Annotated in this window: 26 protein-coding genes, 2 tRNA genes and 2 pseudogenes; 17 read left to right on the top strand and 13 right to left on the bottom strand. The window is 69.4% G+C overall.

Annotated features, from left to right (window positions below):
* Positions 1 to 716, bottom strand: a pseudogene (locus J1M36_RS07300) (LLM class flavin-dependent oxidoreductase); the annotation flags it as partial.
* Positions 717 to 831: 115 nt separating this feature from the next.
* Between J1M36_RS07300 and J1M36_RS07295 the strand changes: the two are divergent.
* Positions 832 to 1,230 (top strand): co-chaperone YbbN, encoded by a 399-nt coding sequence (locus tag J1M36_RS07295; protein ID WP_064846723.1) that lies wholly within the window; start codon positions 832 to 834, stop codon positions 1,228 to 1,230.
* A 218-nt stretch (positions 1,231 to 1,448) separates the two neighbouring features.
* On the opposite strand, the gene J1M36_RS07290 is transcribed toward J1M36_RS07295, so the two are convergent.
* Together J1M36_RS07290 and J1M36_RS07285 are read right to left on the bottom strand one after the other, a co-directional pair.
* Positions 1,449 to 2,162: a VIT family protein gene (locus J1M36_RS07290; protein WP_098055985.1), complete on the bottom strand. Its 714-nt coding sequence runs from the start codon at positions 2,160 to 2,162 to the stop codon at positions 1,449 to 1,451.
* Between the two features lie 192 nt (positions 2,163 to 2,354).
* Positions 2,355 to 3,353, bottom strand: coding sequence for a DNA-3-methyladenine glycosylase (locus J1M36_RS07285; RefSeq protein WP_144931511.1), 999 nt, complete (start codon positions 3,351 to 3,353; stop codon positions 2,355 to 2,357).
* Between the two features lie 103 nt (positions 3,354 to 3,456).
* Here J1M36_RS07285 and J1M36_RS07280 point away from each other — a divergent pair, with 103 nt between their 5' ends.
* Entirely contained in the window at positions 3,457 to 5,205 is a 1,749-nt protein-coding gene (locus tag J1M36_RS07280; RefSeq protein WP_342358307.1) for a DUF2079 domain-containing protein, read from the top strand.
* Between the two features lie 156 nt (positions 5,206 to 5,361).
* A complete protein-coding gene (locus tag J1M36_RS07275; RefSeq protein ID WP_342358306.1) occupies positions 5,362 to 7,581 on the top strand; it encodes a DEAD/DEAH box helicase in 2,220 nt (739 codons plus the stop codon).
* Between the two features lie 241 nt (positions 7,582 to 7,822).
* Here the strand turns inward: J1M36_RS07275 and J1M36_RS07270 are convergent, their stop codons facing one another.
* Complete coding sequence (locus J1M36_RS07270) at positions 7,823 to 8,464, bottom strand: hypothetical protein (RefSeq protein WP_143470098.1); 642 nt, start codon at positions 8,462 to 8,464, stop codon at positions 7,823 to 7,825.
* A gap of 153 nt (positions 8,465 to 8,617) precedes the next feature.
* Positions 8,618 to 8,998: a hypothetical protein gene (locus J1M36_RS07265; protein ID WP_179861328.1), complete on the bottom strand. Its 381-nt coding sequence runs from the start codon at positions 8,996 to 8,998 to the stop codon at positions 8,618 to 8,620.
* Here J1M36_RS07265 and J1M36_RS07260 point away from each other — a divergent pair, their 5' ends adjacent.
* The 10 genes and pseudogenes from J1M36_RS07260 to J1M36_RS07225 all read left to right on the top strand — a co-directional run bounded on the left by J1M36_RS07260 (position 8,999) and on the right by J1M36_RS07225 (position 14,917).
* Positions 8,999 to 9,163 carry a hypothetical protein gene (locus J1M36_RS07260; RefSeq protein ID WP_193518915.1) on the top strand — a complete coding sequence of 55 codons (165 nt, stop codon included), beginning with the start codon at positions 8,999 to 9,001 and terminating at the stop codon, positions 9,161 to 9,163.
* Positions 9,164 to 9,471: 308 nt separating this feature from the next.
* Positions 9,472 to 9,543, top strand: a tRNA-Thr gene (locus J1M36_RS07255).
* 53 nt (positions 9,544 to 9,596) lie between these two features.
* Positions 9,597 to 9,670 (top strand) — tRNA-Met (locus J1M36_RS07250).
* A gap of 279 nt (positions 9,671 to 9,949) precedes the next feature.
* Positions 9,950 to 10,537, top strand: a complete 588-nt coding sequence (locus J1M36_RS12770; protein WP_241246957.1) for a hypothetical protein — start codon at positions 9,950 to 9,952, stop codon at positions 10,535 to 10,537.
* Positions 10,501 to 11,118, top strand: coding sequence for a Na/Pi symporter (locus J1M36_RS12765; RefSeq protein WP_342358305.1), 618 nt, complete (start codon positions 10,501 to 10,503; stop codon positions 11,116 to 11,118). The genes J1M36_RS12770 and J1M36_RS12765 overlap by 37 nt, the downstream gene beginning before the upstream one ends.
* Positions 11,119 to 11,483: 365 nt before the next feature.
* Positions 11,484 to 11,963 (top strand): annotated as a pseudogene (locus J1M36_RS12760) (substrate-binding domain-containing protein); the annotation flags it as partial.
* A gap of 384 nt (positions 11,964 to 12,347) precedes the next feature.
* Entirely contained in the window at positions 12,348 to 12,797 is a 450-nt protein-coding gene (locus J1M36_RS12755; RefSeq protein ID WP_064845251.1) for a MaoC family dehydratase N-terminal domain-containing protein, read from the top strand.
* Positions 12,794 to 13,276: a MaoC family dehydratase gene (locus tag J1M36_RS07235; protein WP_098055971.1), complete on the top strand. Its 483-nt coding sequence runs from the start codon at positions 12,794 to 12,796 to the stop codon at positions 13,274 to 13,276. The genes J1M36_RS12755 and J1M36_RS07235 overlap by 4 nt, the downstream gene beginning before the upstream one ends.
* An 11-nt stretch (positions 13,277 to 13,287) precedes the next feature.
* Positions 13,288 to 14,421, top strand: coding sequence for a UDP-N-acetylmuramate dehydrogenase (locus J1M36_RS07230; RefSeq protein WP_206478972.1), 1,134 nt, complete (start codon positions 13,288 to 13,290; stop codon positions 14,419 to 14,421).
* Positions 14,422 to 14,509: 88 nt separating this feature from the next.
* The gene (locus J1M36_RS07225; protein ID WP_064845248.1) at positions 14,510 to 14,917 is read left to right on the top strand and encodes a PGPGW domain-containing protein; all 408 of its coding nucleotides are present in this window, start codon (positions 14,510 to 14,512) and stop codon (positions 14,915 to 14,917) included.
* A gap of 67 nt (positions 14,918 to 14,984) precedes the next feature.
* Here the strand turns inward: J1M36_RS07225 and asd are convergent, their stop codons facing one another.
* The 7 genes from asd to J1M36_RS07190 form a co-directional block, all read right to left on the bottom strand.
* Entirely contained in the window at positions 14,985 to 16,121 is a 1,137-nt protein-coding gene (gene asd, locus J1M36_RS07220) for an aspartate-semialdehyde dehydrogenase (RefSeq protein ID WP_085108425.1), read from the bottom strand.
* 27 nt (positions 16,122 to 16,148) lie between these two features.
* Positions 16,149 to 16,493: a GNAT family N-acetyltransferase gene (locus J1M36_RS07215; RefSeq protein ID WP_082943131.1), complete on the bottom strand. Its 345-nt coding sequence runs from the start codon at positions 16,491 to 16,493 to the stop codon at positions 16,149 to 16,151.
* Between the two features lie 33 nt (positions 16,494 to 16,526).
* Positions 16,527 to 17,273, bottom strand: coding sequence for a dihydrofolate reductase (locus J1M36_RS07210; protein ID WP_206478971.1), 747 nt, complete (start codon positions 17,271 to 17,273; stop codon positions 16,527 to 16,529).
* Positions 17,270 to 18,088 (bottom strand): thymidylate synthase, encoded by an 819-nt coding sequence (locus tag J1M36_RS07205; RefSeq protein WP_206478970.1) that lies wholly within the window; start codon positions 18,086 to 18,088, stop codon positions 17,270 to 17,272. The genes J1M36_RS07210 and J1M36_RS07205 overlap by 4 nt, the downstream gene beginning before the upstream one ends.
* Before the next feature lie 137 nt (positions 18,089 to 18,225).
* A complete protein-coding gene (locus J1M36_RS07200; protein ID WP_064845244.1) occupies positions 18,226 to 19,176 on the bottom strand; it encodes an NUDIX hydrolase in 951 nt (316 codons plus the stop codon).
* A 75-nt stretch (positions 19,177 to 19,251) separates the two neighbouring features.
* Positions 19,252 to 20,163 (bottom strand): mycothiol synthase, encoded by a 912-nt coding sequence (mshD, locus tag J1M36_RS07195; protein ID WP_064845243.1) that lies wholly within the window; start codon positions 20,161 to 20,163, stop codon positions 19,252 to 19,254.
* A 32-nt stretch (positions 20,164 to 20,195) separates the two neighbouring features.
* A complete protein-coding gene (locus J1M36_RS07190) occupies positions 20,196 to 20,885 on the bottom strand; it encodes a response regulator transcription factor (protein WP_035960005.1) in 690 nt (229 codons plus the stop codon).
* A gap of 181 nt (positions 20,886 to 21,066) precedes the next feature.
* Here J1M36_RS07190 and J1M36_RS07185 point away from each other — a divergent pair, with 181 nt between their 5' ends.
* The 3 genes from J1M36_RS07185 to J1M36_RS07175 all read left to right on the top strand — a co-directional run bounded on the left by J1M36_RS07185 (position 21,067) and on the right by J1M36_RS07175 (position 23,619).
* A complete protein-coding gene (locus tag J1M36_RS07185; protein ID WP_035959995.1) occupies positions 21,067 to 21,675 on the top strand; it encodes a hypothetical protein in 609 nt (202 codons plus the stop codon).
* Positions 21,676 to 21,790: 115 nt separating this feature from the next.
* Positions 21,791 to 22,399, top strand: a complete 609-nt coding sequence (locus J1M36_RS07180) for an FABP family protein (protein ID WP_206478969.1) — start codon at positions 21,791 to 21,793, stop codon at positions 22,397 to 22,399.
* On the top strand, positions 22,396 to 23,619 hold the full coding sequence (locus J1M36_RS07175; protein ID WP_206478968.1) for a folate-binding protein YgfZ: 1,224 nt from the start codon (positions 22,396 to 22,398) through the stop codon (positions 23,617 to 23,619). Before J1M36_RS07180 ends, J1M36_RS07175 begins: the two co-directional genes overlap by 4 nt.
* A 72-nt stretch (positions 23,620 to 23,691) precedes the next feature.
* Here the strand turns inward: J1M36_RS07175 and J1M36_RS07170 are convergent, their stop codons facing one another.
* Entirely contained in the window at positions 23,692 to 24,723 is a 1,032-nt protein-coding gene (locus J1M36_RS07170; protein WP_085108437.1) for a 6-phosphofructokinase, read from the bottom strand.
* A gap of 204 nt (positions 24,724 to 24,927) precedes the next feature.
* On the opposite strand from J1M36_RS07170, the gene ppk2 reads away from it, so the two are divergent.
* Positions 24,928 to 25,839 (top strand): polyphosphate kinase 2, encoded by a 912-nt coding sequence (ppk2, locus tag J1M36_RS07165; protein ID WP_172644385.1) that lies wholly within the window; start codon positions 24,928 to 24,930, stop codon positions 25,837 to 25,839.
* The last annotated feature ends 58 nt before the right edge of the window (positions 25,840 to 25,897 follow it).

Below are 25,897 nucleotides of genomic sequence, written 5' to 3'. Positions count from 1 at the left end.
GCGGGGTGGGTGGCAGGTGCGGGAGTTCCGAGCAGCGCGGGTGGGCTCAGCGCAGCGCCGAGAGGACCTCTCGACCGAGCAGTTCCACGGTCCGCAGCGCCGCGTCGTGGGACAGGCCGTTCACGTCCACGCGCACGAGCACCCGATCCAGCTCCAACGTCTCGCGCATGGGCCCGCAGCTTGGTGACGACGTCGCTCACACCGCCCACGAGCAGCGCACCCTCCGGCCCGCACTGTTCGCGGAACTCCTCCGGTGTCCACGCGGGTTCGTCGGCGCTTGCGGCGCCGAAGGTTCTCGTGCTGGCGGCGAAGTGGGGATAGGCGAGGGTGAGGGCGTCGGGGGAGCGGGCGTCGTCGTCGTCGGACACCACGAGGCCCGGCAGCAGCAGGCCCACCGCGCCGCGCGTGGAGTGCCTGAAGCCGCGCAACGCCTCCCGGTACGCCTTGACGTACGGCACGAGCTGGTCCCAGCGGCCTTCCATGACGTTGAGCATCACGCCGATCCCGTGTCCCGCGGCCCGCAGCTGCAACGGATCCGGGTTGACGTGCTCCGCCCCGTGGCCCTCACCGACGGCCACGATGTCCAGGCCCACCCGGTCCGCGGTGCGGGCCAACTCGGTGAGCTGCAGGAACCCCTCCCGCGGACTGGGAAGCTCACCCGTGTCGGGGTGGGGAGCGCGTTCCCCCCACGTGGCGATACCGAGTCTGAAGGTCACGGGTGGCTCCTCACGGGTGATTCCTGGGAATGCCGACGGCGCGGCGCCCAGGGCGTTCCTTGTGCCCGCAGTGAACGTTCTGGAGCCCGGCGGAACGGAGTCCTACGCTGGTTTCATGGCTACTGTAGACATCACCCAGGACACCCTGGGCCAGACCATTTCTGACAACGACATCGTGTTGCTGGACTGGTGGGCGGACTGGTGCGGACCGTGCAAGCAGTTCGCACCCACCTACGAGGCCGCCTCCGAGAACAACCCCGAGATCGTATTCGGCAAGGTGGACACCGAGGCCGAGCAGGGCCTGGCTGCCGCCGCCCAGATCTCCTCGATCCCCACGCTCATGGCGTTCCGCGAGGGCATCATGGTGTTCTCGCAGCCCGGCGCGCTTCCCGCATCCTCCCTCGAGCAGGTCATCGACGCCGTCAAGAACCTGGACATGAACGAGGTCCGCGCGGAGGTCGAGAAGCAGGCCGCCGAGGCGGAGACCGGCGCCGCGGGGGATCAGCAGAACTGATCCTGAGTTCCACGGCGTATGTAGACCCGGTAGTGGCGCGCACTTCTCGTCATACACAGATGATGTGATCCCCGCGCCACACGGCACACGCCCATGAAACACGGAGGGCGGCTCCCGAAGGAGTCGCCCTCTCCGTATATCCGGTCTGAATGCCCGGGCCGCTTGTCCGGCGGGATGTGGGACCCCCGCCGCCCGTCAGTCGTTCTTCATGCGGCCCGTCACGCCGCGGAAACCCCCAGCAGGGAACCGATGAGGAAGGTCGCACCCAGGGCCAGCGCACCGCCCACCACCACGCGGGTCGCGGCACGGGCCACGTGCGGGGTGTCACCCAACCGGGCACCGAGCGTCCCTGTGAGCGCGAGCGCCACGAGCACGGCCACGAACGTGACGGGGATCCGCCATGGGGCGGGCGGGAGCAGGATGGCCAGCAGCGGCAACAATGAACCCAGCAGGAACGCCACCGCGGAGGAGATCGCGGCACCCCACGGGCTGGGAATGTCATCCGGGTCAATCCCGAGTTCGGCATCCAGGTGGGCACGCAACACGTCCTTCTCGGACAGTTCCACCGCGACCTGTCGGGCCGTGGTCTCGCTCAACCCGCGATCCCGGTAGATCTGCGTGAGTTCGTCGAGCTCGGCCTCCGGCATGGCCTGTAGCTCCCACTTCTCCTTCTCGATGAGAGCTTCCTGCGAATCCTTCTGACTCGACACGGACACGTACTCGCCCAGCGCCATGGACAGTGCGCCGCCGATCACGGCGGCCGAACCGGCCACGAGCACGGGCGTCGTGGCCGCGGTGGCCCCGGCCACGCCGACGACGGTCGCGGCCACGGACACGATGCCGTCGTTCGCGCCCAGGACCCCGGCGCGCAGCTTGTTCATTTTCTCCCCGGACTTGGTCGCGTGCGGTTCCACCGCGGTGTGCTGTGCCATGCAGATAGTTTGCGTCGCACATGGAAACCCCGCCAGGCAGGCAAGCCAAACCTCAGTCGGGCTGTCATCCGCGGGAGAGCAGCACGCGTGGCACGCGACATCATGCCCCGCCCGCTCTTTGGGGCGACGCCGCTCTGGAGTAGCCCGTTCGCCGCGGCGGCGCCGATCCAGGGGCGGGCCCATCAAACCCCGTCAGTGGTGACGATGATCCTGGGGTGTGAGGCGGGGTCCGAACGCGGGTTTGCGGTGCCCACTGGCCTTGATGAGCCGCACGACCCGCTGCCGGTGACCTCGCCACGGTTCGAGCAGTTCGAGCATGCGCTCGTCCGATCCGGGGGCGCCGTCGAAGAACCAGCACACGTAGTCGGCCAGGTGGAAGTCCCGCACGCTCACGCCGTCCGGGTCTGCGTGGGTGCACTGGGTAATCTCCGCGGCCGTCCACACACCGATCCCGCTGATCGATTGCACTGCGGCCCGCACCCGCGCCGGATCCGGCTCCCGGCCAAGGCGCTCCAGGGCCGACGCCCGCTGCACCGTGCGCATGACCGTCGCGGAACGGGCGGGGTCCACGCCCGCCCGGTGCCACTGCCAGGACGGCACCCTGCGCCACTGCTCGGCCGTGGGCGGCACCCGCATCCCGCGCGGAGCGGGCCCGGGTGCCTCCTCACCGATCCAGCGCAGCAGCGCCCGGTACGCCCGCACGGCCTCGATCGCCGTGACACGCTGTTCCAGGATGGAGACGACGGCGCGGTCCAGGACGGTGCCCGTGGCCGGCAAGCGCATCCCCGGGTGGTCGTGGCGCGCCCTGACGAGCCGGTGCGGCAACTGCGCAAAACCCGCCGAGGATTCGAACTCCTCCCACGAATCGTCGTGGCCCACCCACCGGGGCGCGGACGGCAACCACTGCTGCGCGCCCGGACCCCACGCGTCCACGACGACGTCCCGGTCTAGGGGGTTCTCACCCGCGACGCGAGGTGGGCGGGAGAACCGCGCGCTCACCGGCAACCCGCTCGAGCGCGTGGTGATCCACACGCAGTCCTCGTTCAGGATGCGCACCGTGGGATCGTCCGCACCGCGCCCGAGCACCCGCAGGGTCTGGCCCAGGTGCACGGGCCCGGGTGGCGTCCAGCGCAACCGGGCGGGGGAGTCCCCCGAACCGGTGACTCGCGCTGTCCGCACCGTGGTGGTCATGCGCAGATGATGCCACGGGTCTCCGACACCCTCGCGCGCACCCGGCTGGCATACTGGGTCCGACAACCCCGCCGCCCGGCACAGGCACCCCGGAGGGAGGACCGTGGCCCGTTCCCCCGCATCGGCCGACCCCGGGCGGACTCGTCCCGCATGGTTGCTACCCGTCCTCGTGGGAGCGTTCACGACCGCGGTGTACTGCGCGTTCTCCTGGAGCCAGTGGATCCGCTGGGACGTCCCCTCGTGGGACAACGCGATCTTCACGCAACTGCTCTCCGCGTACGCCTCCGGACACGCACCGATCGTGGACATCAAGGGCCACGGGTTCAATCTCCTGGGGGATCACTTCCACCCGCTGCTGATCGTCCTGGCACCGATTTACGCCGTGTTCCCCTCCGCGCTCACCCTCATGATCCTGCAGGACGTCCTCTTCGGGAGCTCCGCCGCCGTCGTCACGCGGTGTGCCCTGCATGTCCTGCGCCCCGCCCCGGCCGTCGCGATCGGCGTGGCGTACGCGGCGAGCTTCGGACTGCAGAACGCGGTCGCGGTGCAGTTCCACGAGATCGCGCTCGCCGTGCCGCTGCTCGCGCTCGGTTTGTGCGCACTGCGGGAACGGCGGTGGCGCGCGGCCGCCCTGTGGAGCGCGCCCGTGGCCCTCGTCAAAGAAGACCTGGGGGTCACGGTCGCGGCGATCGGGGCGCTCATGCTCGGTCACGCGCTGGTCCCGTTCGCGCGTGGGTGGAGCCGCGCGGTACGACGCCGCTGGGCCGAGTTCCGCGCCTACACCCACCGCGGCGCAGGGCGCAGTGCCGCGCACGTGCACGGCACTGAGGATCGTGTCACCGCGGATGCCCGCCACGATGGGGACCGCGGCGCCGGACAGACATCGGCGGATCCCGCGAGAGCGGTCCTGCGGGATCCGGCCGCGCGGTGGGGCGCAACACTCATGGTGTGGGGCGTCCTGGCCTCCGCGCTCGCGGTGGGGGTGATCCTGCCCGCGCTCAACCCCGCGGGGGAGTTCGCGTACTCGGACAAGATCGACCTGGCACTCCTGCTGCGCGATCCCGCCTCCGTGGTCGTGCTGCAGGTCGTCCCGGTTGAGAAGCTCGTCACGTGGCTGCTCCTGCTGCTGATCGGCGCCGTGGTGGCGGTGCGCTCACCCCTCGCGCTGGTGGCGCTGCCCACGCTCGCGTGGCGCATGCTGTCCCCCAACCACGGCTACTGGGGGCCGGGGTGGCACTACAGCGCGGTGTTGATGCCCGTGGTCTTCGTGGCGCTCGTGGACGCCATCGATCGGCTCCGCAACGATGCGGATCGCGCGCGGAAGGCGGGGAGCGACGTCACCGTCCGAGACGGCCCGGCGCGCCGAGGAACCGCGGGGGATCATGCCGGGAGCGGGGCCTCGAACGGACGCCTCACCCGTGACCGCTTACCGTTCCTCCCCGGCGAGGGTGCGGTGCTGCGCACCATGGCGCGCGCGGCCCCGTGGGCGGCGCTGGTCGTCGCGCTCGCGGTGGGCACCCAGCAACCGCTCGCGCAACTGGCCACCGCCGAGGCATGGCAACCCGATCCGCGTCACAACGCCAAGGCCGCCGCGGTGGAGCGCATCCCGCACGGGGCGAGCGTGGCCACGGACCTCTCGCTCATGAACGGGCTCGTGAGCACCACCCGCGTGCACTGGATCGGCAACGGGGACGATCCCGCCCCCGAGTACGTGGTCGTGGACCGGCTCGGCGGGACGTGGAGCGGCGAGCCACCGGCGGACGTCACGGGCTACGCGCGGGACATGTACGGCGCGGGCTACACGGTCGTGAGTGACGAGGCGAACATCGTGGTGGCCCGCAGATCGGCCTGACATGGCCCGGCCGTGCGGTAGGCTAGTGGTTTATCATCCCGGTTTCTTGTCTGTCGTAACCGTTTCGCCGTAGCGGGCATGTCGGTCCAGGACTTCAGCGGTAGTACCGCGCGCACCGGTGACAATCACTCCATTCCACCGAAGCGAGGTTCTTCCGTGTCCACTGACTCCCTGTCCCAGAACGAAAATCCCCACAACGAGACCCCCGAGCACGACGCCGCTCCCGCCGTGACCGACGCCCCCGACAACCACGACGTCGTCGTCGACGCGCAGCGCACCGACAGCGGCGAGGCAACCGAGCCCGCCGACCAGCCTTCCGAGACCGAGCAGACCGCCCGGGACGACGACGCCGCCGAGCCGGCGGAGCAGCCCGTCGAGAACGACTCTGCCGAGAAGCGCGCCGAGAACAGCTCCGCGGAGAAGCCCGCCGACGCCGAGAAGTCCGAACCGAACCCGCCCACGTTCGCCGAACTGGGCGTGGACGCGCGCGTACTGGCGGCACTGGACGAGGTGGGCTACGAGTACCCCTCGCCCATCCAGGCCGCGACGATCCCCGCGCTGCTGAGCGGCCGCGACGTCGTCGGGCTCGCGCAGACCGGTACGGGCAAGACCGCCGCGTTCGCGGTGCCCGCACTGTCCAAGCTCGCGGAGCTGTCCGACCTGCACGGCCCGCAGCGCAGCACGCGCGTGCTGGTGCTCGCGCCGACCCGCGAACTCGCGCTGCAGGTCGCCGAGGCCTTCGGCTCCTACGCGACCCACCTGGACGACTTCACCGTGCTGCCCGTGTACGGCGGCTCCTCGTACGGTCCGCAGCTCGCGGGCCTCAAGCGCGGCGCGCAGGTGGTCGTGGGAACCCCGGGGCGCGTGATCGACCACCTGGCCAAGGGCTCGCTCAACCTGGACGACATCGCGTACGTGGTGTTGGACGAGGCGGACGAGATGCTGCGCATGGGCTTCTCCGAGGACGTCGAGAAGATCCTGGCGCAGACCCCCACGGAGAAGCAGGTGGCTCTGTTCTCCGCCACTATGCCCAAGGCCATCCGCCGGATCGCGCAGCAGTACCTGCACGACCCCCAGGAGATCACGGTCAAGGCCAAAACCACCACGGGCAGCAACACCCGGCAGCGGTACATGCAGGTCATGGGCCCGCACAAGCTGGACGCCATGACCCGCGTGCTCGAGGTCGAGGACTACGACGGCGTGATCGTCTTCGTGCGTACCAAGGCCGCCACGGAGGAGATCGCGGACAAGCTCAAGGCCCGCGGCTACACCGCCGCCGCGATCAACGGTGACATCCCGCAGAACCTGCGCGAGCGCACCGTGGACTCGCTGCGCGACGGCAAGATCGACATCCTCGTGGCCACGGACGTTGCAGCCCGCGGTCTGGACGTCGAGCGGATCTCTTTGGTGGTCAACTACGACATCCCCCACGACACCGAGTCCTACGTGCACCGCATCGGCCGCACCGGCCGCGCGGGGCGTAAGGGTGAGGCCATCTTGTTCATGACCCCGCGCGAGAAGTACCTGCTGCGCGCGATCGAGAAGGCCACCCGCCAGCCTGTCGAACAGATGCGCGTGCCCTCCACGGACGAGGTCAACCAGACCCGCAAGGAGAACTTCGCGCAGCAGATCGAGGAGACCATCGACTCCGAGGACCTCTCGCTGTTCCGTGAGCTCGTGAAGCAATACGAGTCCGAGCACGACGTCGACGCCGTCGAGGTCGCCGCTGCGCTCGCCGTGATCGCCCAGAACGGCCGTCCGTTCCTCCTGGAGGACCTGCCCGAGCTGCCGCAGCGCAAGCGGGACCGCGAGCGCCGTGACGGCGACGGCCCCCGCAATCGCCGTTCCCCGGGGGACGAGGCCGGGATGAAGACCTACAAGCTGGCCGTGGGGCACCGCGATCGCGTAGTCCCCGGCGCCGTGGTGGGTGCCCTCACGCACGAGGGCGGTCTCAACGGTTCGCAGATCGGTGCGATCGACATCCGCCCCACGTTCACGCTTGTGGGTCTGCCCGAGAACCTCCCCGCGGGAACCCTCGACAAGCTGGCCAACACCCAGATCAACGGTTCGCCCATCCGGATCCAGGAGGATCGCGGACCCGGTGGCGCGCGCGGGGGCAAGCCCTTCCGCGGCGGTGACCGTGACCGTGGACCCCGCAACGACCGGGGCGGGTACCGCGGGGATCGGGGCCCGCGCAACGACCGCGGGGGATACCGTGAGGACCGGGGCGGTTACCAGGATCGCGGTGGGTACCGCGAGGATCGTGGCGGTTACCGCGACGATCGCGGCGGCGGCCGTTCCCGTGGCGGGTCCTACCAGCAGGACCGGCCGCGTCGGAAGAACCGCCCGGACAACGGCGGCTACTCGGGTCGCTGATTAGTCGGTTCACTGCCTCACCGTGAGCCGCTGACTCGCGGATTCGCCGGTTCGCTGCGAGCCACTGAGCCGGCCGACTGAGCAGGGCCTGCTCAGCCGGGACGGTCGCTAACGTGGTCGGTCATCGGCGTGGCCGGTGAGTGACAGCACAAAGGGCCGTGGCCGGGACGATCGTCCCGGCCACGGCCCTTTTCTGCTTCTCATGTTCCCGTGAGGTGTGAGGTGCGCTGACGCGTGCGGCTCAGGCCACCGTGATGATCTGCAGGTCCTGCCCCACGGTCACCGCGCCGTCGTAGCGGCGGCACGCCAGCCGGTGCCACTCCACGGGATCGATGGTGCCGCCCGTGTTCTCGATGTGCGAGAGCACCAGGTGGTCCACATGGGAGGCCTGCACCACGGGTCCCATGTCCTCAACCATCACGTGGGCGGAGTGCGGGGGCATGATCTCGTTGACGGCCACGAGGGAGTCGTAGTCCCGGACGTCCTCGTCCCGCATGAAGATGTTGTTCGTGTAGGCGAACGCCCGCAGCAGGTGCGCGGTCATGGACTTGGTGCCCGGTGTGGGTTCCTCCGGGCTCGCGATCCCCACCGGCCGACCCCCGAACGGTTCCGGCAGACCGCCCGCGGGCCCGGGACCGTACACCGCGAGCTGGCCGGGGATAACGTCCCCGTTCTTTCGGCCCGTCGTGGACGCCATCATGAAGTCGTTGAAGTAGTCGGCCACGGGATCGGCATGCAGATGGGTCAGGAAGATCCCCCGCAGGGACGCGAAGCTCAGCCCCGCCTTGTGGAACTGGGTCACGCAGGCGCGTCCGCAATCGACCAGGTACGTGTGCCCGTCCACGATCGGTGCGGACGAGATCCCGGCGCGGTCCGCAGCCATGGGCGGGCCCGCCTTGGTCCCCACTTCTCGGGGTCACTCGTGACGCGGTGCGCGAGCTCCGCCTCGGTGATGCTGCAGTGGTGGTTCTCGTGCCTCAGCCGAAGAGCTACAGCCCCAGGGTCGGGCTCATGACCAACAGTCCCAGGGCCATGATCAGGCTCCTTCCGTGAGCAGTTCGCCCCGGGCGGGGGCGTTCTGGGCGTAGGGTGCATCCCTTGCGGGGGTGCCCAGGATGCTGTGCAGCGCGGCGCGCAGTTCGGCGGTGGGATCCGCGAGGTCCTGTCCCGCACCTATGCCGTGGACGGCGATCTGCAGACCCAGTTCCTCGCCGACGACGCGAACGGCCTCGCGCCACGGCGCCCCGCCAATCCCGGTCAGCAGGGTGAACCGCCCGCGGCCCACCAGACCGATCGTGGAGACCCGGCGGCCGTCCTGGGTCAGTTCGAGCAGTTCGGTGCCGAACCGGATGCTCGCCCCGTGGCGCTCGCCGGCGGCCGCAGGATGGGCTCCAGATCGTGCTGGCCGATGTTGCACATGGACGAAGGGCTCGCGGTGTTGTACTCGACCCGCAGGTCGTCGCGCCCGCCCCACGCCTTGCGGCGCGCGATCTCGGTGCCCGGGAAGGACCTGGCCCACACGTTGTTGGCCATGAGCTCGTGGGAGGCCCCGGACCCGGTGGCCTTCGTGCGCTCCAACTAGCAGTTGCACGCGAGGATCGCCCGGATCAGTCCCAACGAACTGCTGCGTTCCATCTACCTGAGCCTGTTGGACGTCGTGGAGGTGCGCACCGCCTCGGTGCAGTCATCCCTGGAGATGCCCCCTGGACGAGTACATCCGTTTCCGCCTGGACCTGCACAGGGACCTCGTGGAAGCGGTCGGTCGGGCGGACGCCCCCGAGGCCCGCTGGCTCATCAAGGAGCACACCATGGAGGGTGAATCGGCGCGGCTTGTGGGGTGAGGTGCTCGTTTTTGCGATCCGCTCATCTCCTGTTAGAGTATTCCGCGTTGCCCCGATAGCTCAGTGGTAGAGCGCCATCTTGGTAAGATGGAGGTCCCGGGATCGATTCCCGGTCGGGGCTCTCATGATGAGAACCTGCGGCTCTTTGCGAACCGTGGGTTTCATCCATGATGTGGCGGTGTAGCTCAGCTGGTTAGAGCGCACGACTCATAATCGTGAGGTCGACGGATCGAGCCCGTCCACCGCTACCGTTCAGGCGCCGTTCCCCTCGGGGAGCGGCGCCTCCGTCGTCCCCGGGCACAATTGGTCCGGGACAGCCGGTCCCGCACCACCCGCTGCTGAGCAGTCCGGGAACGGGCGACCTCCTCGCCGATCGCTGAGCCACCCGTCCGTCAGGTCGACTCGCGGACGAGCCCGATTCACCTCGCGGCCGCTTGGCCCTGTTCCACTCGAGGAACAGGGCGCCGCACTCCGGAGCAGCCTCCGGGGCGGGCGGGCACAATCGGACGTCGGAGGGGCGAGGCACCATGTCGGGTAGCGGATCAACGCTGGCACAGCGACCCACCGAGAAGGACGCGCAGTCGGGTCCCGAGAAGGACGAGCAGACACCCAACATCTTGGCGCGGCTGCCGGTCTCCGAGCGCACGCGCAACGTCCTCGAGTGGTTCCTGGTGACGTTCGGCATCTATGTCCTAATCACCGCGGTGGGGTGGATTGGTGACGGTTTCAGCGCCGCCACGGGTGGGCGCGCGGAGGAGCTGTTCAGTGTCGCCGAGAACCCGTTCGTTGGTCTGGCCATCGGCATCCTGGCCACCGTGCTCACGCAGTCCTCGTCCACGACCGCCTCGATCGTGGTGGGCATGGTCGCGGGTGGCCTGCCGCTGGGCACGGCCATCCTCATCCTGATGGGCGCCAACGTGGGTACAACCGTGACCTCTACACTGGTCTCCCTGGGTGCGGCCGGTGACCGGGAACAGTTCCGGCGCGGTTTCTCCGCGGCGTCCGTGCACGACATGTACAACCTGCTGGCCCTGGTGATCTTCCTGGCGATCGAGATGATGTTCGGCACGTTCGGGACGTGGTCTCCACGATCACGGATCCCGGCGCGGACCTGATCGGCGGCGCCCTGACGTCCTTCTTCCCCGAGGTCTGGGCGGGGATCGGCATGATCCTCGTGGGCGTGGCACTGATCCTGCTGGTGATCCGCATGATCTCCAAACTGCTCAAGCTGCTGCTGGTCGGTCACGCCGAGAAGATCTTCCCCTCCGCGCTCGGCCGAGGCCCGGTCTCCGGCATCCTGGCGGGCCTGCTGGTCACGGTCTTGGTGCAGTCGTCCTCCACCACGACGTCGCTCGCTGTGCCGCTCGCGGCGTCCGGCACGTTCTCACTGCGCCAGATCTTCCCGTTCACGGTGGGCGCCAACATCGGCACGACCATGACGGCGATCATCGCGGCGTTCGGTTTTTCCGGGATCGAGCGCACGGCCGGGATGACGGCGGCAACCGTGCACCTGCTCTACAACGTCTTCGCGATGGCCGTGATCATGGGGATCCTTTTCCTGCGGCCCATCCCCGTCAAAGCCGCCGCGTGGCTCGGGAACCTGGGCGCCGAGAACACGCTCTACGTGGTGATCTGGGTGCTCGGTGTGTTCGTCGCCATCCCGGGCGTGATGATCCTGCTGACCTCCGTCTTCTGATCGCGAGCCACATCGAGCGCCGAGGAGAGCGACCGCATGAACCCCGGACACCCGTCCACCTCGACGGACGAACGAGAACTGCTGCAACTGATCGTCGACGCCGAGGAACGGGTGGCCCGGCTGCGAGAGGAGCTGGAGCGGCGCCGGCAATGGCGCGAGACGTCCCAGGAACTGGAGGCCCAGCACCGCGAGATCGACAGGTTGGCCACGTTGCTCGAGGAGGCCCGGATCGACTGGCGGGCGGTGGGCGCGTTCGTACGCGGCGCGGTGCGTGAACAGCGTGCCGGCAGGCCGTGGGACGAGCGGGCGGACGACGCCGCGGACGGGGGTGCCGCGAGCACCGACCGGGAAGCGGGGGAGAAGCGATGGCCGTGCGGGAATCGGGCACGAACGCGCAGATCTCGTCCGAGGGCAGCAACAACGGGTTCGAGAAGTTCTGCGCGGGTGAATCGGACATCAACAACGCCTCGACCCCCATCCCGGGCCCCGAGGACCCCGTGGACTTCCGCGCGGCGTGCGCGGACAACGGCGTGGAGTACGTGGAACTGCCCATTGCCCTGGACGCGATCGTGCTGATCGCCAACGAGCAGAACGAGGCCGTCCGGGACATCATGATGGCGGAGCTGCGGCGGATCTGGGAACCGGGATCCTCGGTGGACACGTGGTCGGACCTGCGGGAAGGCTGGCCCCACGAGCCCATGGACCTGTTCGGTCGCAACCAGGGGTCCGGGAGGTTCCTCGATTTCACCCAGAAGGTCAACGGGGAACCCGGGGCCATCCGCGAGGACTACGAGCACAGTGCGGACCTCGCGCAGGTCGCGCACTGGGCCGCCGAGGCACCGTACTCCCTGGCCTTCATGGGGGTCGACAACTACCTCGCGGCACCCGAGGAGGTCGCAACCGGATCACCACGCTGTCTGTGGACGGCGTGGCATCGGACCGGGAGTCCGTGGTCTCCGGGCGCTACCCGCTCGGCCGTGAACTCTACGTCTACGTCTACGTCTCGCGCACCGCGCTCGATGAGAACCCCGCGGTGGAGGACTACGTCCGTCACCTGCTGGACCACGGCCCCTCGATCGTGCCGCGGGCGTTCTTCTACCCGCTGTCCGAGGACGCCTACGCGCAGGCCCGGGCGCGGCTGGACGAGCGCGTGCACGGCCCCGGTAGTTCGTGCGGGCCCGCTCGCCCAGTACTCTGGGAGAAATTCTTCCCAGCGATCGAGGAGAGTCATGGCCATATCCGCCGACGTAGTGGGCAGGACCTACCCGTCCATCCCCCCGTACCTCGTGGGCCGCGAGAAGATCCGCGAGTTCGCGAGCGCCGTCCACGCCACGGATGCCGCCCACCATGACGTCGCCGCGGCGCGCGCTGCCGGGTACGCGGACCTCGTGGCCCCGCCCACCTTCGCGATCATTGTGTCCCAGCGGGCCGACGCCGCCCTGGTCAACGATCCCGAGGCCGGGATCGACTTCTCGCGCGTAGTGCACGCGGACCAGCGGTTCACGCATCACCGCCCCGTGGTCGCCGGGGACGAGCTGACCGCCGCGGTCACGGTGGACAACGTGCGTCCCCTGGGATCCGGGGCCATGGTGACCTCTCGCGTGGAGATCACCACGGTGTCGGGGGAGAAGGTGGCGACCACCGTGTCGTCGTTGTTGGTACGCGGGGAGGACCAGTGAACATCACGTTCGACGAGCTCGAGAAGGGTCAGTCCATCGGGGAGCGCCGCGTGGAGGTCTCGCGCGCGGACCTGGTGCGTTATGCGGGCGCGTCTGGTGACTTCAACCCGATCCACTGGAACCAGGATTTCGCGCAGGGCGTGGGCTTGCCCAACGTGATCGCCCACGGGATGTTCACCATGGGTGCGGCCGTGGCGCTGGTGACCGAGTGGGCTGGCGATCCCGGCGCCGTGGTGGACTACCAGACCCGGTTCAGCAAGCCCGTGGTGGTCCCCAACGCGTTCGAGGACCGCGTGGTCCCGGGCACCGCGCTGACCGTGAGCGGGGTGATCGGAGTCGTGGATCCCGAGGCGCGTACGGTGCGCGTGGACCTCACCGTGACCGCTCCGGACCTCTCCGAACCGGACACGGATCCGGCCGAGGCCAAGGAGCTCAAGGTGCTCGTCAAGGCTCAGGCGGTTGTGCAGTTCCCGCACTAGAGTGGTGCCTCATGAACGCAGCACGCCTGTCCCACCTCACGACCACGGCCGTGGGGGGCCCCGCCGAGAAGGTCGTGGAGGTGACCACGGAAGTGGAACTCGTCGACGCGGTCTCCCACGCCGACGACGCCGGTGAGCGCGTGTTGATCGTGGGCGGCGGCTCCAACATCCTCGCCTCCGATCAGCCGTTCGCAGGAACCGTGGTGCACGTGGCCACGCGCGGGATCACGGTCACGGACGAGGACGGCTCGGCCGACCGCGACTCGGAGACGGCGCTCGTGGACGTCGCCGCGGGAGAGCCGTGGGAGGACACCGTTCGGGAGACGGTGCAGCGCGGGCTTGCCGGTCTGGAGACCCTGGCCGGGATCCCGGGCACCACGGGTGCCACGCCGGTGCAGAACGTGGGCGCGTACGGCGCGGAGGTCTCCCAGTGCATCGTGCGGGTGCGGGTGTGGGACCGGGAAGCCCGGAAGGAGCTCACGTTCGGTTTCGCGGACCTGGAATTCTCCTACCGTGACTCCCTGCTCAAACGCAGCATGACTCACGGTTCACCGCGCTACGTGGTGTTGTCCGTGACGTTCCGCCTGCGCAGGCAGGAGCAGTCGATGCCCGTGCGCTACGCCCAGTTGGCCGCCGCTCTCGGGGTCGAGACGGGCCAGAGCGCACCGCTCGCGACCGTGAGGGACACCGTGCTGCGACTGCGAGCGGGTAAGGGCATGGTCCTGGACCCCGAGGACAGGGACACGTTCAGCACTGGGTCCTTCTTCACCAATCCGGTGGTCCCGGAGGACGAACTCACGGATCGGATCCCCGCGGACGCCCCCCGCTACCCGGTCCTGGACGCCACGGGACAGGAGGTTCCCGGTGCGGTGAAATTCTCCGCGGCGTGGTTGATCGACCACGCCGGTTTCGGCAAGGGATTCGGGCTGCTGGGCACCCGAAACGAGCTGTTGGACCTGGACGGCGGGGAGGTCGCCGGAGGACGCGCGGCGCTGTCCGGCAAGCACACGCTGGCCATGACGAACCGGGGCACCGCTTCCGGGGAGGACGTCGCCGCCGTCGCGAGCACGGTACAGCGCGGCGTGGAACAGGTCTTCGGCGTACGACTGGCCCCCGAGCCCGTGCTGATCGGGCTGTCGCTCTGACGAGCGCGACCCATGGGACGAACGGAGCAGTCGTGATGATCGGGGCGAGCGGCGCCGGCGCGTCGCACCACCTGAGTGGGACGCGCGCATGAGTTCCGAGCTGCACGAGGAGATCGAGCGCGGCGAACGCGGGGGCCGGGTGCACCGGGCGGTGCTGCGGCTGCGCGCGTGGTCCGAGCGCCACCCCGTGCTGCGGGTCCTGCACAAGGCCACCGTGATCGTGCTCGGCGGGGTGTTCGTGCTCGCGGGGATCGTGATGCTCGTGACGCCCGGGCCCGGGTGGCTTGCGATCTTCCTGGGGCTGGGGATCTGGAGCACCGAGTTCGAATGGGCCCACCGGCTGAATCAGCGGATCAAGCAAGTCGCGCTGCGTGCGTGGCGGTGGTGGGCCAACATCATGGCGCAGTGGCGCTACCGGCGTGCCCGGGACAAGCCCCACACCATGGTGCAGGGGCCGCGGCACATGCGGGCCACGACCCCTGATGATCCTCGCTAGGTCCGGGAACCCCACCAAACGCGCGGATCAACGCGCGCACCGAAACGCCCGGATCAGAACCTCATGATCAGAGGGTTCCCGTGGCGATCTTGAGCATGCGCCGCACGGGCTCCGCCGCGCCCCACAGCAACTGGTCGCCCACGGTGAACGCGGAGATGTACTGCGGACCCATGGACATGGTGCGGATACGACCCACCGGGATCTGCAGGGACCCGGAGGCGGCCACCGGCGTGAGGTCCCGCATGGAGTCCTCCTTGGTGTTGGGCACCACGGTGGCCCATTCGTTGTCCGCGTCCAGCAAGCGCTCGATCTCCGCGACGGGGACCTCCTCGCGCAGCTTGACGGTCAGCGCCTGGGAGTGGGAACGCATCGCGGCGATCCGCACGCACAACCCGTCCACCGGGATGGTCCGGTCCCCGGAGCGGCCCAGGATCTTGTTGGTCTCCGCCTCGGCCTTCCACTCCTCGCGGGACTGGCCGTTACCCAGATCGGCGTCGATCCAGGGGATCAGGGACCCGGACAGCGGGACCCCGAACTGGGTGGTGTCCAGCTCACCGCCGCGCTGCTTGGCGAGCACGGCGCGGTCGATCTCCAGGATTGCGGAGGCGGGATCCGCCAACGGGTCGGCGACGCTCGCGTGGATGTCCCCGAACTGCTGGATGACCTCGCGCATGTGGCGCGCACCGCCGCCGGAAGCGGCCTGGTACGTCATGGACGTGGCCCATTCCACGAGCTCGTTGCGGAACAGCCCGCCCAGCCCCATGAGCATGCACGAGACGGTGCAGTTGCCTCCCACGAAGTCCTTGACGCCGCGGTCCAGGGCGGCGTCGATGACGTCCCGGTTGACGGGGTCCAGCACGATCACGGCGTCGTCGTTCATGCGCAGCGTGGAGGCGGCGTCGATCCAGATGCCGTCCCAGCCGTTCTTGCGCAGCTCACTGTGCACGGCCTTGGTGTAGTCCCCGCCCTGGGTCGTGACCAGGATGGGCAACTTGGAGAGTGCCTCGAGATCGTGGGCGTCCTGCAGCACACCAGGATCCCCGGCGCTCCCGACCGAGGGGGCCGGACCCCCCGCATTGGAGGTGGAGAAGAACACGGGATCGAGCTGGGCGAAATCGTTCTCGGCGCGCAGGCGGTCCATGAGCACGGAGCCCACCATGCCGCGCCATCCGATGAAACCTACGGCGGCGGGTTGTGAAGTCATGCCCCCCAGTCTAGCGAGGCACCGTGTTCAGCCCCGAGTCCGCGGGTCCGGGGTGGTGGCCAGCAGCTCCCGGTAGGACGGGAAGCGACGCATGTAGTCCTGGATGTAACTGCACGTGACCCGGACCTTGAGGCCGCGCTGCCGGTAGTCGTCCAGCACGCGCGTGACCAGTGTCCGCGCGTATCCGCGGCGGCCGAAGGCCTCCGAGATGATCGTGTGCTGCAGGTCCACGGTGCCGTCCTCGAGCACCTCCACGCCCAGGAACCCGATGTACTGCTCCCCGTCCCACAATTCGTAACGTGAAGCGTCGTGGTTGGGGACGACCTTCAGGTCTGGGCTGTTGTTGATCTGCGGTGTGGGTTCAGTCGTCACGGTGGGGACCTCCATCTCGAGCTGTGTGTCCCATCACGCTATCCCATCGCCCCTGGTCACGGTCCCGGTCGCGGCACCGCGCGTGTATTCGTCGATCCGGTAACGGACCCCCTTGGCGGACTCGGCCCAGCCCGCGACCTCGCGCCGCGCCCACTCGTCGTCGAGGTGTGGGGCGTGGGTGTCGCCGGTGACGTCCAGCTCGATGGTGGTCACGAGCGCCCGGGTCAGGGGCAGCGGAGCGTACGCGGCGGCCTCGCGCCACACCCCCGGGCCGCCGATCACCCAGATCTCGCGCGCGGTCCCCGGCACGAGGGATGGCCCGTCCGAGGAGGCAGCGTCGGTGCGCGACGAGGTCCCGGCGGGCGCGGCATCATCGGCGCCGGGGGCCGGGGGCAGCAGGCGCAGCGCGAGGGCCACGGCGGCGTCGTACGAGTCCACGGCCCACACCCGCGAACCGTCCGCGGGCACCGAGTCCGGACGGGAGGTGATCACGATGTTGGGCCGCCCCGGCAGGGGCCGGAAACGCTCCGGGAAGGACTCCCACGTGCGCCGACCCATGATCACCGGGTGCCCCACGGTGGTGCGGAAGAAGAACCTCAGGTCCTCGGGCACGTGCCACGGGATGCTGCCGTCCGCCCCGATCACGCCGTCCGGGGACTGCGCCCAGATCCCGCCCACGGCGACGTTGCTCCCGCCGTTCGGGCGCCGCTCACCCTTTGCGGGAGCCACGATCGCGGCGAGTGCGTCCGAGCCTCGCCCGTTCACGACGTCCCCGTTCATACCGCCACCGGGGCCTTGATACCGGGGTGGTGCTGGTAGTCGAGCACCTCGAAGTCCTCGAACTCGTAGTCGAAGATCGACTCCGGGTGCCGGCGCAACTGCAACCGGGGGTACGGGTAGGGCTCACGCGCGAGCTGGGTGCGCACCTGCTCCAAATGGTTGGAGTAGATGTGGCAGTCACCCCCGGTCCACACGAACTCACCCGGGACCAGATCGCACTGCTGCGCGATCATCACGGTGAGCAGCGCGTAGGACGCGATGTTGAACGGCACGCCCAGGAACAGGTCCGCCGAACGCTGGTACAGCTGGCAGCTCAGGGCGTCCGGACCGTCCTCGCGCGGCTGCACGTAGAACTGGAATAGCGCGTGGCACGGGGGTAGCGCCATCCGGTCCACCTCCGCGGGGTTCCACGCGGTGACCATGTGCCGGCGCGAGTCCGGAGTGGTGCGGATGGACTCGACCACGCGGGCAATCTGGTCGATCGTCTCCCCGTGCCCGGCGGGCCAGCTGCGCCACTGCACGCCGTAGACGGGCCCCAGGTCCCCGTTCTCATCCGCCCACTCGTCCCAGATGCTCACCCCGCGCTCCTGCAGCCAGCGCACGTTGGAGGAGCCAGAGAGGAACCACAGCAGTTCGAGCGCCACCGAGCGGAAGTGCACGCGCTTGGTGGTCAGCAGGGGGAAGGAGCTGCCCAGGTCGTAGCGGATCTGGCGTCCGAACACCGACAGCGTCCCCGTGCCGGTGCGGTCCGTCTTGGGGGTCCCGTTCTCAAGCACGTCCCGCAGGAGGTCCTCGTAGGGAGTGGGGATGGGCATGGGTCTCCTCTCACGACGCCGCTGCGGTGGCCTCCGCGCGGCGCGCACCTCACGAACGGTCGGGGCGCGCCCGGGTGGGGACAGCGGCGTCGGCGTGGGCATGAACGCGGGCCGGGGGCCCGGCGGTCGGGGTGGTGTCAGTCGTCGAACGGGGAAATGATCTCGAAGCCCACGGCGCGGGCGCTCTGCGAGGCCCGGGGCATGTGCAGCACGATCATCTGACCGGGGCTCAGGTACGGGTCCGCGTCCGGCAGTTGCGCTGCGAGCGCGGGCGGCAGGTGCTTGGCGAGCACCTTCAACACGGTGGGCAGCACGGGGCGGTGGGTGCACAGCACCACGGGACGCTCGGTGTCGAAGAGCTGCTCGGTGACCTGGGCCGCGCGCTTGGGATGGCGCTTGTGGGCGGCCTCCGTCAGCTGTGAGCGCTCCTTGACCTTGATCCCGTACTTCTTGGCGTAGGGCACCACGGTGGAGATGCAGCGCAACCACGGGGACGTCACCACGCGCTTCGGTTGCCACGCGGCGAGCAACCGGGTCACGGCGAGCGCCTGACGCTTGCCCGTGGCGGCGAGCGGGCGGTCCCCCTCGGCGCGCTGCCAGGAGGAACGCGGCTTGGCCTTGGCGTGGCGGATCACGATCACGGGGCGGGTGGCCAGGGAGGCCCGCGCGTACAGGCGGGCGAGTTCGTCCAGGGGAGCGGTGTCGTCCTCGTTGGTCAGGATCGAGCGGGCCCGGGCCACGGGCAACCAGCTCATCCGGTCCACCTCGTCGTCCTCCGGGGACGTGTGGGCGAACGGGGAGACCTCCGCGGCCCAGTAGCGCACGAGCTTGTCATGACCGCGGACGGTGTACTCGGTGTCCGCGAGGTGGACTCCCAGGGTGATGTGCAACCCCGTCTCCTCGCGCAGCTCGCGCACGGCCGTCTCCGGCAGCGTCTCGCCGTCGTCCTGCTTGCCCTTGGGCCAGGACCAGTCGTCGTAGCGGGGGCGGTGGATGACCAACACCTGGAGTTCGCCGTCCACCACCCGCCAGCACACACAGCCGGCGGCGAGGATGTCGTACTTGCTCAGGGTCTTGTTCTTCGCCATGACCTGCTCTCCGTAGTCGGACGCTCGACTCGACCGCGCGGCGCGGGCGGGGTTCGGTAACGATCGTAGCCGTCGTCAGCTGCGGTACATGACGTCCACGTGCCAGCGCTCGAAGCCCAGGGATTCGTACAGCGCCATGGCCGCGGGGTTGTCCGCGTCCACGTACAGCATGACCTCGTCCAGCCCCTGTTCGGCCAGGTGGTTGATGCCCGCCGCGGTCAGGGCGCGGCCGAGTCCGTGGCCCTGGTGGTCCGGGGCGATCCCCACGGCGTAGACCTCACCGATGGCCGCGGCGTCCCCCGAGGCCGGGTGCACCTTGGTCCAGTGGAAGCCCGCGACGTCGTCCGGGTCGTCCGCGGCGACCGCGAGCAGGAAACCCCGGGGATCGAACCACGACTCGTTCTCGCGTTCCTGCAGATCGGCGAGCGTCATGCGGCCCTGTTCGGGGTGCTCGGCGAACGCCGCGGCGTTGACCCGCAACCACGACTGCTCGTCCCGGCCCACCTCGAACGCCCGGATCTCGAGATGTTCCGGTAGGTCCACGGGCAGGGGGACGTCCTCGGCGCTGGCCACGGCGCGCTTGAGCTGGTAGAGGTCCCGCACGGCCTCGAGGCCGTGGAGCTCGGCGAGGCGTTGCGCGGCCACGTGGTTGCCGTGGGCCCAGGCCTCAACGGTGCCGTCCAGCTGAGCGCGCAGCTGCCCCGCGATCGCCGTGGCCACACCCCGGTTGCGGTGCTCGGGGTCCACCACGAGCTCCACCGTGTACGTGGACGCGCGATCCGGCTGCGGCACGACCACCGCGGCACCCACGAGGCGCTCGCCGTCGGTGGCCGCGACGCACGTGACCCCCGCACGGCCGGAGCGCACGTCCACGAGGGTCTGGTCGGAGAACGGCGGTTCGCCGTCCGCGGCGTGGGCGCGCTCGGCGAGCGCCACGAGGTCGTCGGGGAACGGGATGTCGCCGTGGGCGGTCACGGTCACGGACATGGGATGCCTCCTCGGTGGGTCATGGCGCGCGATCAGGGCGTCTGGTCCCTGCCCGCGGTGTAGCTGTACCCCACGTTACGCACCGTGGTGATCAGGTGCTCGTGATCCGCACCCAGTTTGGCTCGCAGCCGACGGATGTGGACGTCCACCGTGCGCGTCCCGCCGTAGTAGTCGTAGCCCCACACCTCGGAGAGCAACTGGTGGCGCGTGAACACCCTGCCCGCGTGCTGGGCCAGGAACTTCAACAGCTCGAATTCCTTGAACGTGAGGTTCAGGGCCCGCCCGCCCAGTTTCACGGTGTAGGAGTTCTCATCGATCACCACGGCCCCGGCGCGGATCACGGCGTCGTCGTTCTCGAGCGCGTTCGTCCCGGCGTCTGCGAGCGCGAGGCGCAACCGCGCCTCGATCTCGGCGGGTCCCGCGGTGTGCAGCAGGACGTCGCTCACGCACCATGACGGCGCCACGGCCGCCATCCCGCCTTCGGTCACCGTCACGAGCACGGGCAGCGGGCGTTCGAGCCCCGACAGGGAGACGGCCGTGTTGCGCGCCGTCACGAGGTTGCGGGTGCCGTCCACGATCACCACGTCCGGGCGCGCGGACCCGGTCAGTGCACTGCTCTCGTCCGGGGCGTGCACCCGCACCCGGTGCGGCAGCAGCTCGAGCGCGGGCAGCGCGGACTCCACGGCAGGGGAGGCGGTGCTGAGCAGGGCGATGTGGGTCACTGTGGGATCCGCTCGGATGCGAGGTGACCGCTCCCGCGCGGGCACGGCCGATGACCGGGCCAGTATAGGCGGGCCCCGTGGACGTGCGGGGGTACACGTGACCCGCCGCGAGGCCCGCGCCGGTTACGCTGAAACGGGTACGCACCACACCGCCCGCCCTCGGCCCCGAAGGAACCCCGCCATGAAGTACGCGCGCATCATCGTCGCCGCCGTGGTGGCGCTCGTCCTCGCGCTCACGGCGGGCGTGATCGGCTCGTGGGCGCCGCTGCTCGTGTCCGTGGCCATGGCCGTGACGATCGGTGTGGGGTGGCCCGCCGCCGCGGGGATCCAGGCGCGGCGCCGGCACAACGTACTCATCGCGGTGGCCGGCACCCTCGCGTGCCTGCTCGTACAACTCGTCCCGTCCCAGCGCCTCGTGTGGTTGCCCGCGATCATCGGTGTGTCCTTCATGGCCGTGTGCGTGGCCGAACTCGTGCGGGGGGAGGGTGCCAAGTACCGTCTGGAATCCGCGCTGGCCTCCGCGACGGGGGTCCTGGCCGCGGTTGCCGCCTCGGGGTGGATTGCGTTCTCCCGCGTGGCCCACGACCAGGGACTGAGCAGGTGGCTCACCGTCGCGGGCGTGGGCGCCCCGCTGACCATCATCCTGGTGGTCGCCGGTGCCCGCGTGATCTCCGCGGCCCCCGAGAACCTGCGCCGCAGGGGCATGATCACGCTCGGTGTCACACCCGTGGCACTGTTCGGTATGGTGGCCGTTTTCGCGACCCAGCTACTGGCCGCCGTGGTAGCGTGAAGCCATGCTTGCTCTCGAAATCTTCTACCTCGTTCTGCTCGGCCTCGCGGGCCTGTGCATCCTCGGAATCTCCTTGAAGGTCGTGTTCAGCCTCTTCAAGGGCCAGCTGTAACTCGTGCCCGTCGAGATCCCCACGGACCTGACCCCCGAACTCGTTCCCTTCGCATGGCTGTTGGGCACGTGGGAGGGCAACGGCTTCATGGGATACGGCGACGCCGAACAGCGTGCCTTCCGGCAACGCGTCACGTTCGCACAGACCGGCTTACCGTTCATGATCTACCGCGCGCAGACCACGCTGCTCAACGAAGAGGGCGAACCCCAGCGCGAGGCCACGTACGAACAAGGGTTCTGGGAGCTCGCCCGTCCTCGTGAGGACGGCGACATCGGACCCGGGATGCTCCCGCCGGACCCCGTGCCCGTGCTCAAGTCCGCACAGGACGTCGAGGACCTGCGCAACGCGGACGGCGGCTTCGACATCTCCGTGACGATCGCCCAGCCCGGCGGCGTCGCCGAGCTGTACCTGGGCCAGATCAAGGGCCCGCGCGTGGACCTCAGCACGGACGCCGTGATCCGCGCCCGCGGTGCCAAGGAGTACGTCTCCGGGACCCGGCTCTACGGGCTCGTCAACAACCACCTCATGTGGGCGTGGGACATGGCCGCGCAGGGCCACGAACTCGCTACGCACGCTTCCGCCGAACTGAGCAAGGTCGAACCCCAGAAGTGACTGACACCGCACCCTCATACTCCTCCGTCCTGTTGCACCGCCACGGTGCCGTGACCGCGGAAGCGCTGGACGAGGGGGTCGCGGCGCACTACGGCGCCCCCGTGCACGAACAGCGCGCCCTGGCCCGGGGGAGGGCCGTGGTGGACCAGTCCCAGCGCGGCGTCGTGACCGTGAGTGGCCCCGATCGACTGAGCTGGCTCACCACCTTGTCGTCGCAGGTGCTCACCGGACTGACCCCGGGAGTCAGTACCGAAACCCTCTTCCTGAGCATCCAGGGCCGCGTGGAATTCGCTCCGCACGTGGTTGACGATGGCGGGACCACGTGGTTGATCACCGAGGCCCGGGAGGCCGCAGGGCTCGCCGACTGGCTGACCACCATGCGCTTCGCCCTGCGGGTGGAGATCGAGGACGTCAGTGACCGCTGGGCGGTGCTCGTCGCCACGCGGGACCTTCGTGAGCTGCTTTCCGCCCAGACCAACCCCGTGCTGGTGTGGCATGACCCGTGGCCGGGCGTCGGCGCGGGCGGTCACGCCTACGCCGTGACCGAGGACCACCCGGGTGCCGCGCGCTCGTGGTACGAACACCTGATTCCGCTCGCGTCGTTGGAGACCGCGGTCGCGGCTCTCGAGGAACAGGGGTACTCGCTCGCCGGTTCGTGGGCCGCGGAGGCCCTGCGGATCGAGGCCTGGCGGCCGCGCTGGGGCGCGGACACGGACGAGAAGACCATTCCGCACGAACTGGACTGGATGCGCACCGCCGTGCACCTGGCCAAGGGCTGCTACAAGGGCCAGGAGACCGTGGCCCGCGTGCACAACCTGGGCCACCCGCCGCGCCGGCTCACGTTCCTGGACCTGGACGGTTCCCAGCACACGCTCCCGGGCCCCGGGGCCACGGTCGAGCTGAACGGCAAGGTCGTGGGTCGCGTGACCGCGGCCCAGTTGCACCACGAGGCCGGCCCCATCGCGCTCGCCGTGCTCAAACGCTCGGTCGCCCCGGACGCGGTGCTCACCGTGCGGGACACCGTCGTGCAGGGCTCGGGGGAGGCCGCATCGAACGGCAACGGCGCGTCCGACGACGCCGCGGGCGGCACGTCCGCGGACGCACCCGCCGAACAGTGGGCCGCCGCCCAGACCGTGGTGGTCCCCCCGGATGCCGGGTCCGTGGTGGGCCGGGCCCAGGGGCTCATGCGCGGTCCGCGCGGCGGTGGAATGCGGCTCTGACCTAACACGACTGACTCGTGGTGACGCCCCGTTCCCCTCCGAGGGGAACGGGGCGTCACCACGAGTCGGGGCTCAGCGACCGAACAGCACCTTGGCCTCGTCGTAGCGGTCCTGCGGTACCACCTTGAGCCCGTCGAGCGCCTCGGAGAAGTCCACGCGCACCACGTCCGTGCCGCGCAGCGCGCACATCTTGCCCCACTGCTTCTCGGTGGCCATCCCCACGGCGGCGATCCCCAGTCGCGTGGCCAGGACACGATCGAAGCCGGTGGGCGCGCCACCGCGCTGGATGTGACCCAGGATCGTGTTGCGGGTCTCGATGCCGGTGTTCTCCTCGATCTCCCGCGTCACGAAGTCCCCGATGCCCCCCAGCCGCGGGCGCCCGGACGCCTCGGTGCCCTTGCCCGCGATGGCCTCCTCGCGGTCGTCGGGGATGAAGCCCTCCGCCACGACAACGAGCGGTGAGCGGCCACGCTCGTGGACCTCACGGACCCACTCGGAAACCTGCTCCATGGACTCCCGGAATTCGGGGATCAGGATGGCGTGCGCGCCGGCGGCCATGCCGGAGTGCAGCGCGATCCAGCCCACGTGGCGGCCCATGACCTCCGCGACCATGCACCGGTGATGCGATTCGCCGGTGGTGCGCAGCCGGTCCATCGCATCCGTTGCGATCGAGACCGCGGTGTCGAAACCGAACGTGAAGTCGGTGGCCTGCAGGTCGTTGTCGATGGTCTTGGGCACGCCCACCACGGGCAGCCCCGCATCCGCGAGCCGCTTGGCGCCGGCCAGGGTGCCTTCGCCGCCGATCGCGACCACGGCGTCGATCCCGTGACGCTCCAGGACCTTGGCGATGTTCTCGGGACCGCCCTGGGGGCCGTCGAAGGGGTTGGTGCGCGAGGTGCCCAGGATGGTCCCGCCCTGGCGCGCGAGGCCGCGTACACTCTGCCGCGGCAGGTCGATGATGTCCCCTTCGACGACGCCGCGCCAGCCGTCCCGGAAGCCCACGAACTCGTGATCGAAGGATTTGATGCCGTGCAACACCGCGCCGCGGATCACCGCGTTGAGTCCGGGGCAGTCCCCGCCGCTGGTCATGAGCCCGATTCGCATGTGTGCCTCAGTTCCCCTCTGTCGTGTCGTGTCGTTGTTCCCCTTCCATCCTAGTGACGCGCGCTCGGCGTTGCCCGGGACACCGGATGAACGGACGCGCGGCACATGGTGGGTCCCGTCCACCCGTGGTTAATGTGGACAACTAAGATCGGGGGAGGATCCGTGAACACGCCGTTCGCGATGTCAGGCCACCAGGAGGACGTTATGACCGCCCAGCAAGAACCGGCCCGGGAGAACCTGCGCGAGTTCATCGACAAGCTCGTGGACCAGGGGTACACCGTGCGGGACGGGCAGTCCCCGGACCCCGATCTGATCGACCCGGGTGGAAGCGCGGTGGAGACGTGGCGTGAGGGGTACCCGTACGACGAGCGGATGTCCCGCGAGGACTATGAGCTCGAGAAGTACCAGTTGCAGATCGAACTGTTGAAGTTCCAGTACTGGGGTCAGGACAACGACCTCAAACACGTGATCGTGTTCGAGGGCCGGGACGCCGCGGGCAAGGGCGGGACCATCAAGCGTTTCACCGAGCACCTCAACCCCCGCGCCGCCCGCGTGGTGGCCCTGAACAAGCCCTCGGACCGCGAGCAGGGCCAGTGGTACTTCCAGCGCTACATCCAGCACCTGCCCACCAACGGTGAGATCGTGCTGTTCGACCGCTCGTGGTACAACCGCGGCAACGTGGAGCGCGTGATGGGCTTCTGCACGGACGAGCAGTACGAGAGCTTCATGCTGCAGGCGCCCGTGTTCGAGAAGATGCTCGTGGACTCGGGGATCCACCTGACCAAGTTCTGGTTCTCGGTGACGCAGCACGAGCAGCGCACGCGCTTTGCGATCCGCCAGATCGACCCGGTGCGCCGCTGGAAGCTCTCGCCCATGGACCTCGCGTCCCTGGACCGCTGGGAGGACTACACCGTGGCCAAGGAGGAGACCTTCCGCCGCACGGACACGGACCACGCCCCGTGGATCACCATCAAGTCCAACGACAAGAAGCGCGCCCGCCTCAACGCCATGCGCTTCTTCCTCAACCAGTTCGACTACGAGGACAAGGACACCTCCGTGGTGTACCCGCCAGACCCGCTGATCGTGCGCCGTGGCCGCGACGCCGTGGACGACTGATACCCGGCTCCTCCCACCGTCCCCCGGAAGCGTCCATGGTTGGTTCCACCCCCGTGAG

The organism is Kocuria sp. KRD140 (assembly GCF_017168375.1).
Lineage (GTDB): Bacteria > Actinomycetota > Actinomycetes > Actinomycetales > Micrococcaceae > Kocuria > Kocuria marina.
The sequence above is the reverse complement of the archived record's forward strand: the minus strand, read 5'-3'. Positions and strand labels throughout refer to the sequence as shown.

Bases quoted from the DNA above. Each gene is read 5' to 3' on its own strand.
- J1M36_RS12770 (WP_241246957.1), top strand. From the start codon at position 9,950: ATGTCGGGTAGCGGATCAACGCTGGCACAGCGACCCACCGAGAAGGAC.
- ppk2 (WP_172644385.1), top strand. From the start codon at position 24,928: ATGACCGCCCAGCAAGAACCGGCCCGGGAGAACCTGCGCGAGTTCATC.
- asd (WP_085108425.1), bottom strand. From the start codon at position 16,121: ATGACTTCACAACCCGCCGCCGTAGGTTTCATCGGATGGCGCGGCATG.
- mshD (WP_064845243.1), bottom strand. From the start codon at position 20,163: ATGTCCGTGACCGTGACCGCCCACGGCGACATCCCGTTCCCCGACGAC.
- J1M36_RS12755 (WP_064845251.1), top strand. From the start codon at position 12,348: ATGGCCATATCCGCCGACGTAGTGGGCAGGACCTACCCGTCCATCCCC.
- J1M36_RS07200 (WP_064845244.1), bottom strand. From the start codon at position 19,176: ATGGCGAAGAACAAGACCCTGAGCAAGTACGACATCCTCGCCGCCGGC.
- J1M36_RS07170 (WP_085108437.1), bottom strand. From the start codon at position 24,723: ATGCGAATCGGGCTCATGACCAGCGGCGGGGACTGCCCCGGACTCAAC.
- J1M36_RS07260 (WP_193518915.1), top strand. From the start codon at position 8,999: ATGGACGAAGGGCTCGCGGTGTTGTACTCGACCCGCAGGTCGTCGCGC.
- J1M36_RS07285 (WP_144931511.1), bottom strand. From the start codon at position 3,353: ATGACCACCACGGTGCGGACAGCGCGAGTCACCGGTTCGGGGGACTCC.
- J1M36_RS07270 (WP_143470098.1), bottom strand. From the start codon at position 8,464: ATGGCTGCGGACCGCGCCGGGATCTCGTCCGCACCGATCGTGGACGGG.
- J1M36_RS07185 (WP_035959995.1), top strand. From the start codon at position 21,067: ATGAAGTACGCGCGCATCATCGTCGCCGCCGTGGTGGCGCTCGTCCTC.
- J1M36_RS07230 (WP_206478972.1), top strand. From the start codon at position 13,288: ATGAACGCAGCACGCCTGTCCCACCTCACGACCACGGCCGTGGGGGGC.
- J1M36_RS07295 (WP_064846723.1), top strand. From the start codon at position 832: ATGGCTACTGTAGACATCACCCAGGACACCCTGGGCCAGACCATTTCT.
- J1M36_RS07210 (WP_206478971.1), bottom strand. From the start codon at position 17,273: ATGAACGGGGACGTCGTGAACGGGCGAGGCTCGGACGCACTCGCCGCG.
- J1M36_RS07225 (WP_064845248.1), top strand. From the start codon at position 14,510: ATGAGTTCCGAGCTGCACGAGGAGATCGAGCGCGGCGAACGCGGGGGC.
- J1M36_RS07205 (WP_206478970.1), bottom strand. From the start codon at position 18,088: ATGCCCATCCCCACTCCCTACGAGGACCTCCTGCGGGACGTGCTTGAG.
- J1M36_RS07290 (WP_098055985.1), bottom strand. From the start codon at position 2,162: ATGGCACAGCACACCGCGGTGGAACCGCACGCGACCAAGTCCGGGGAG.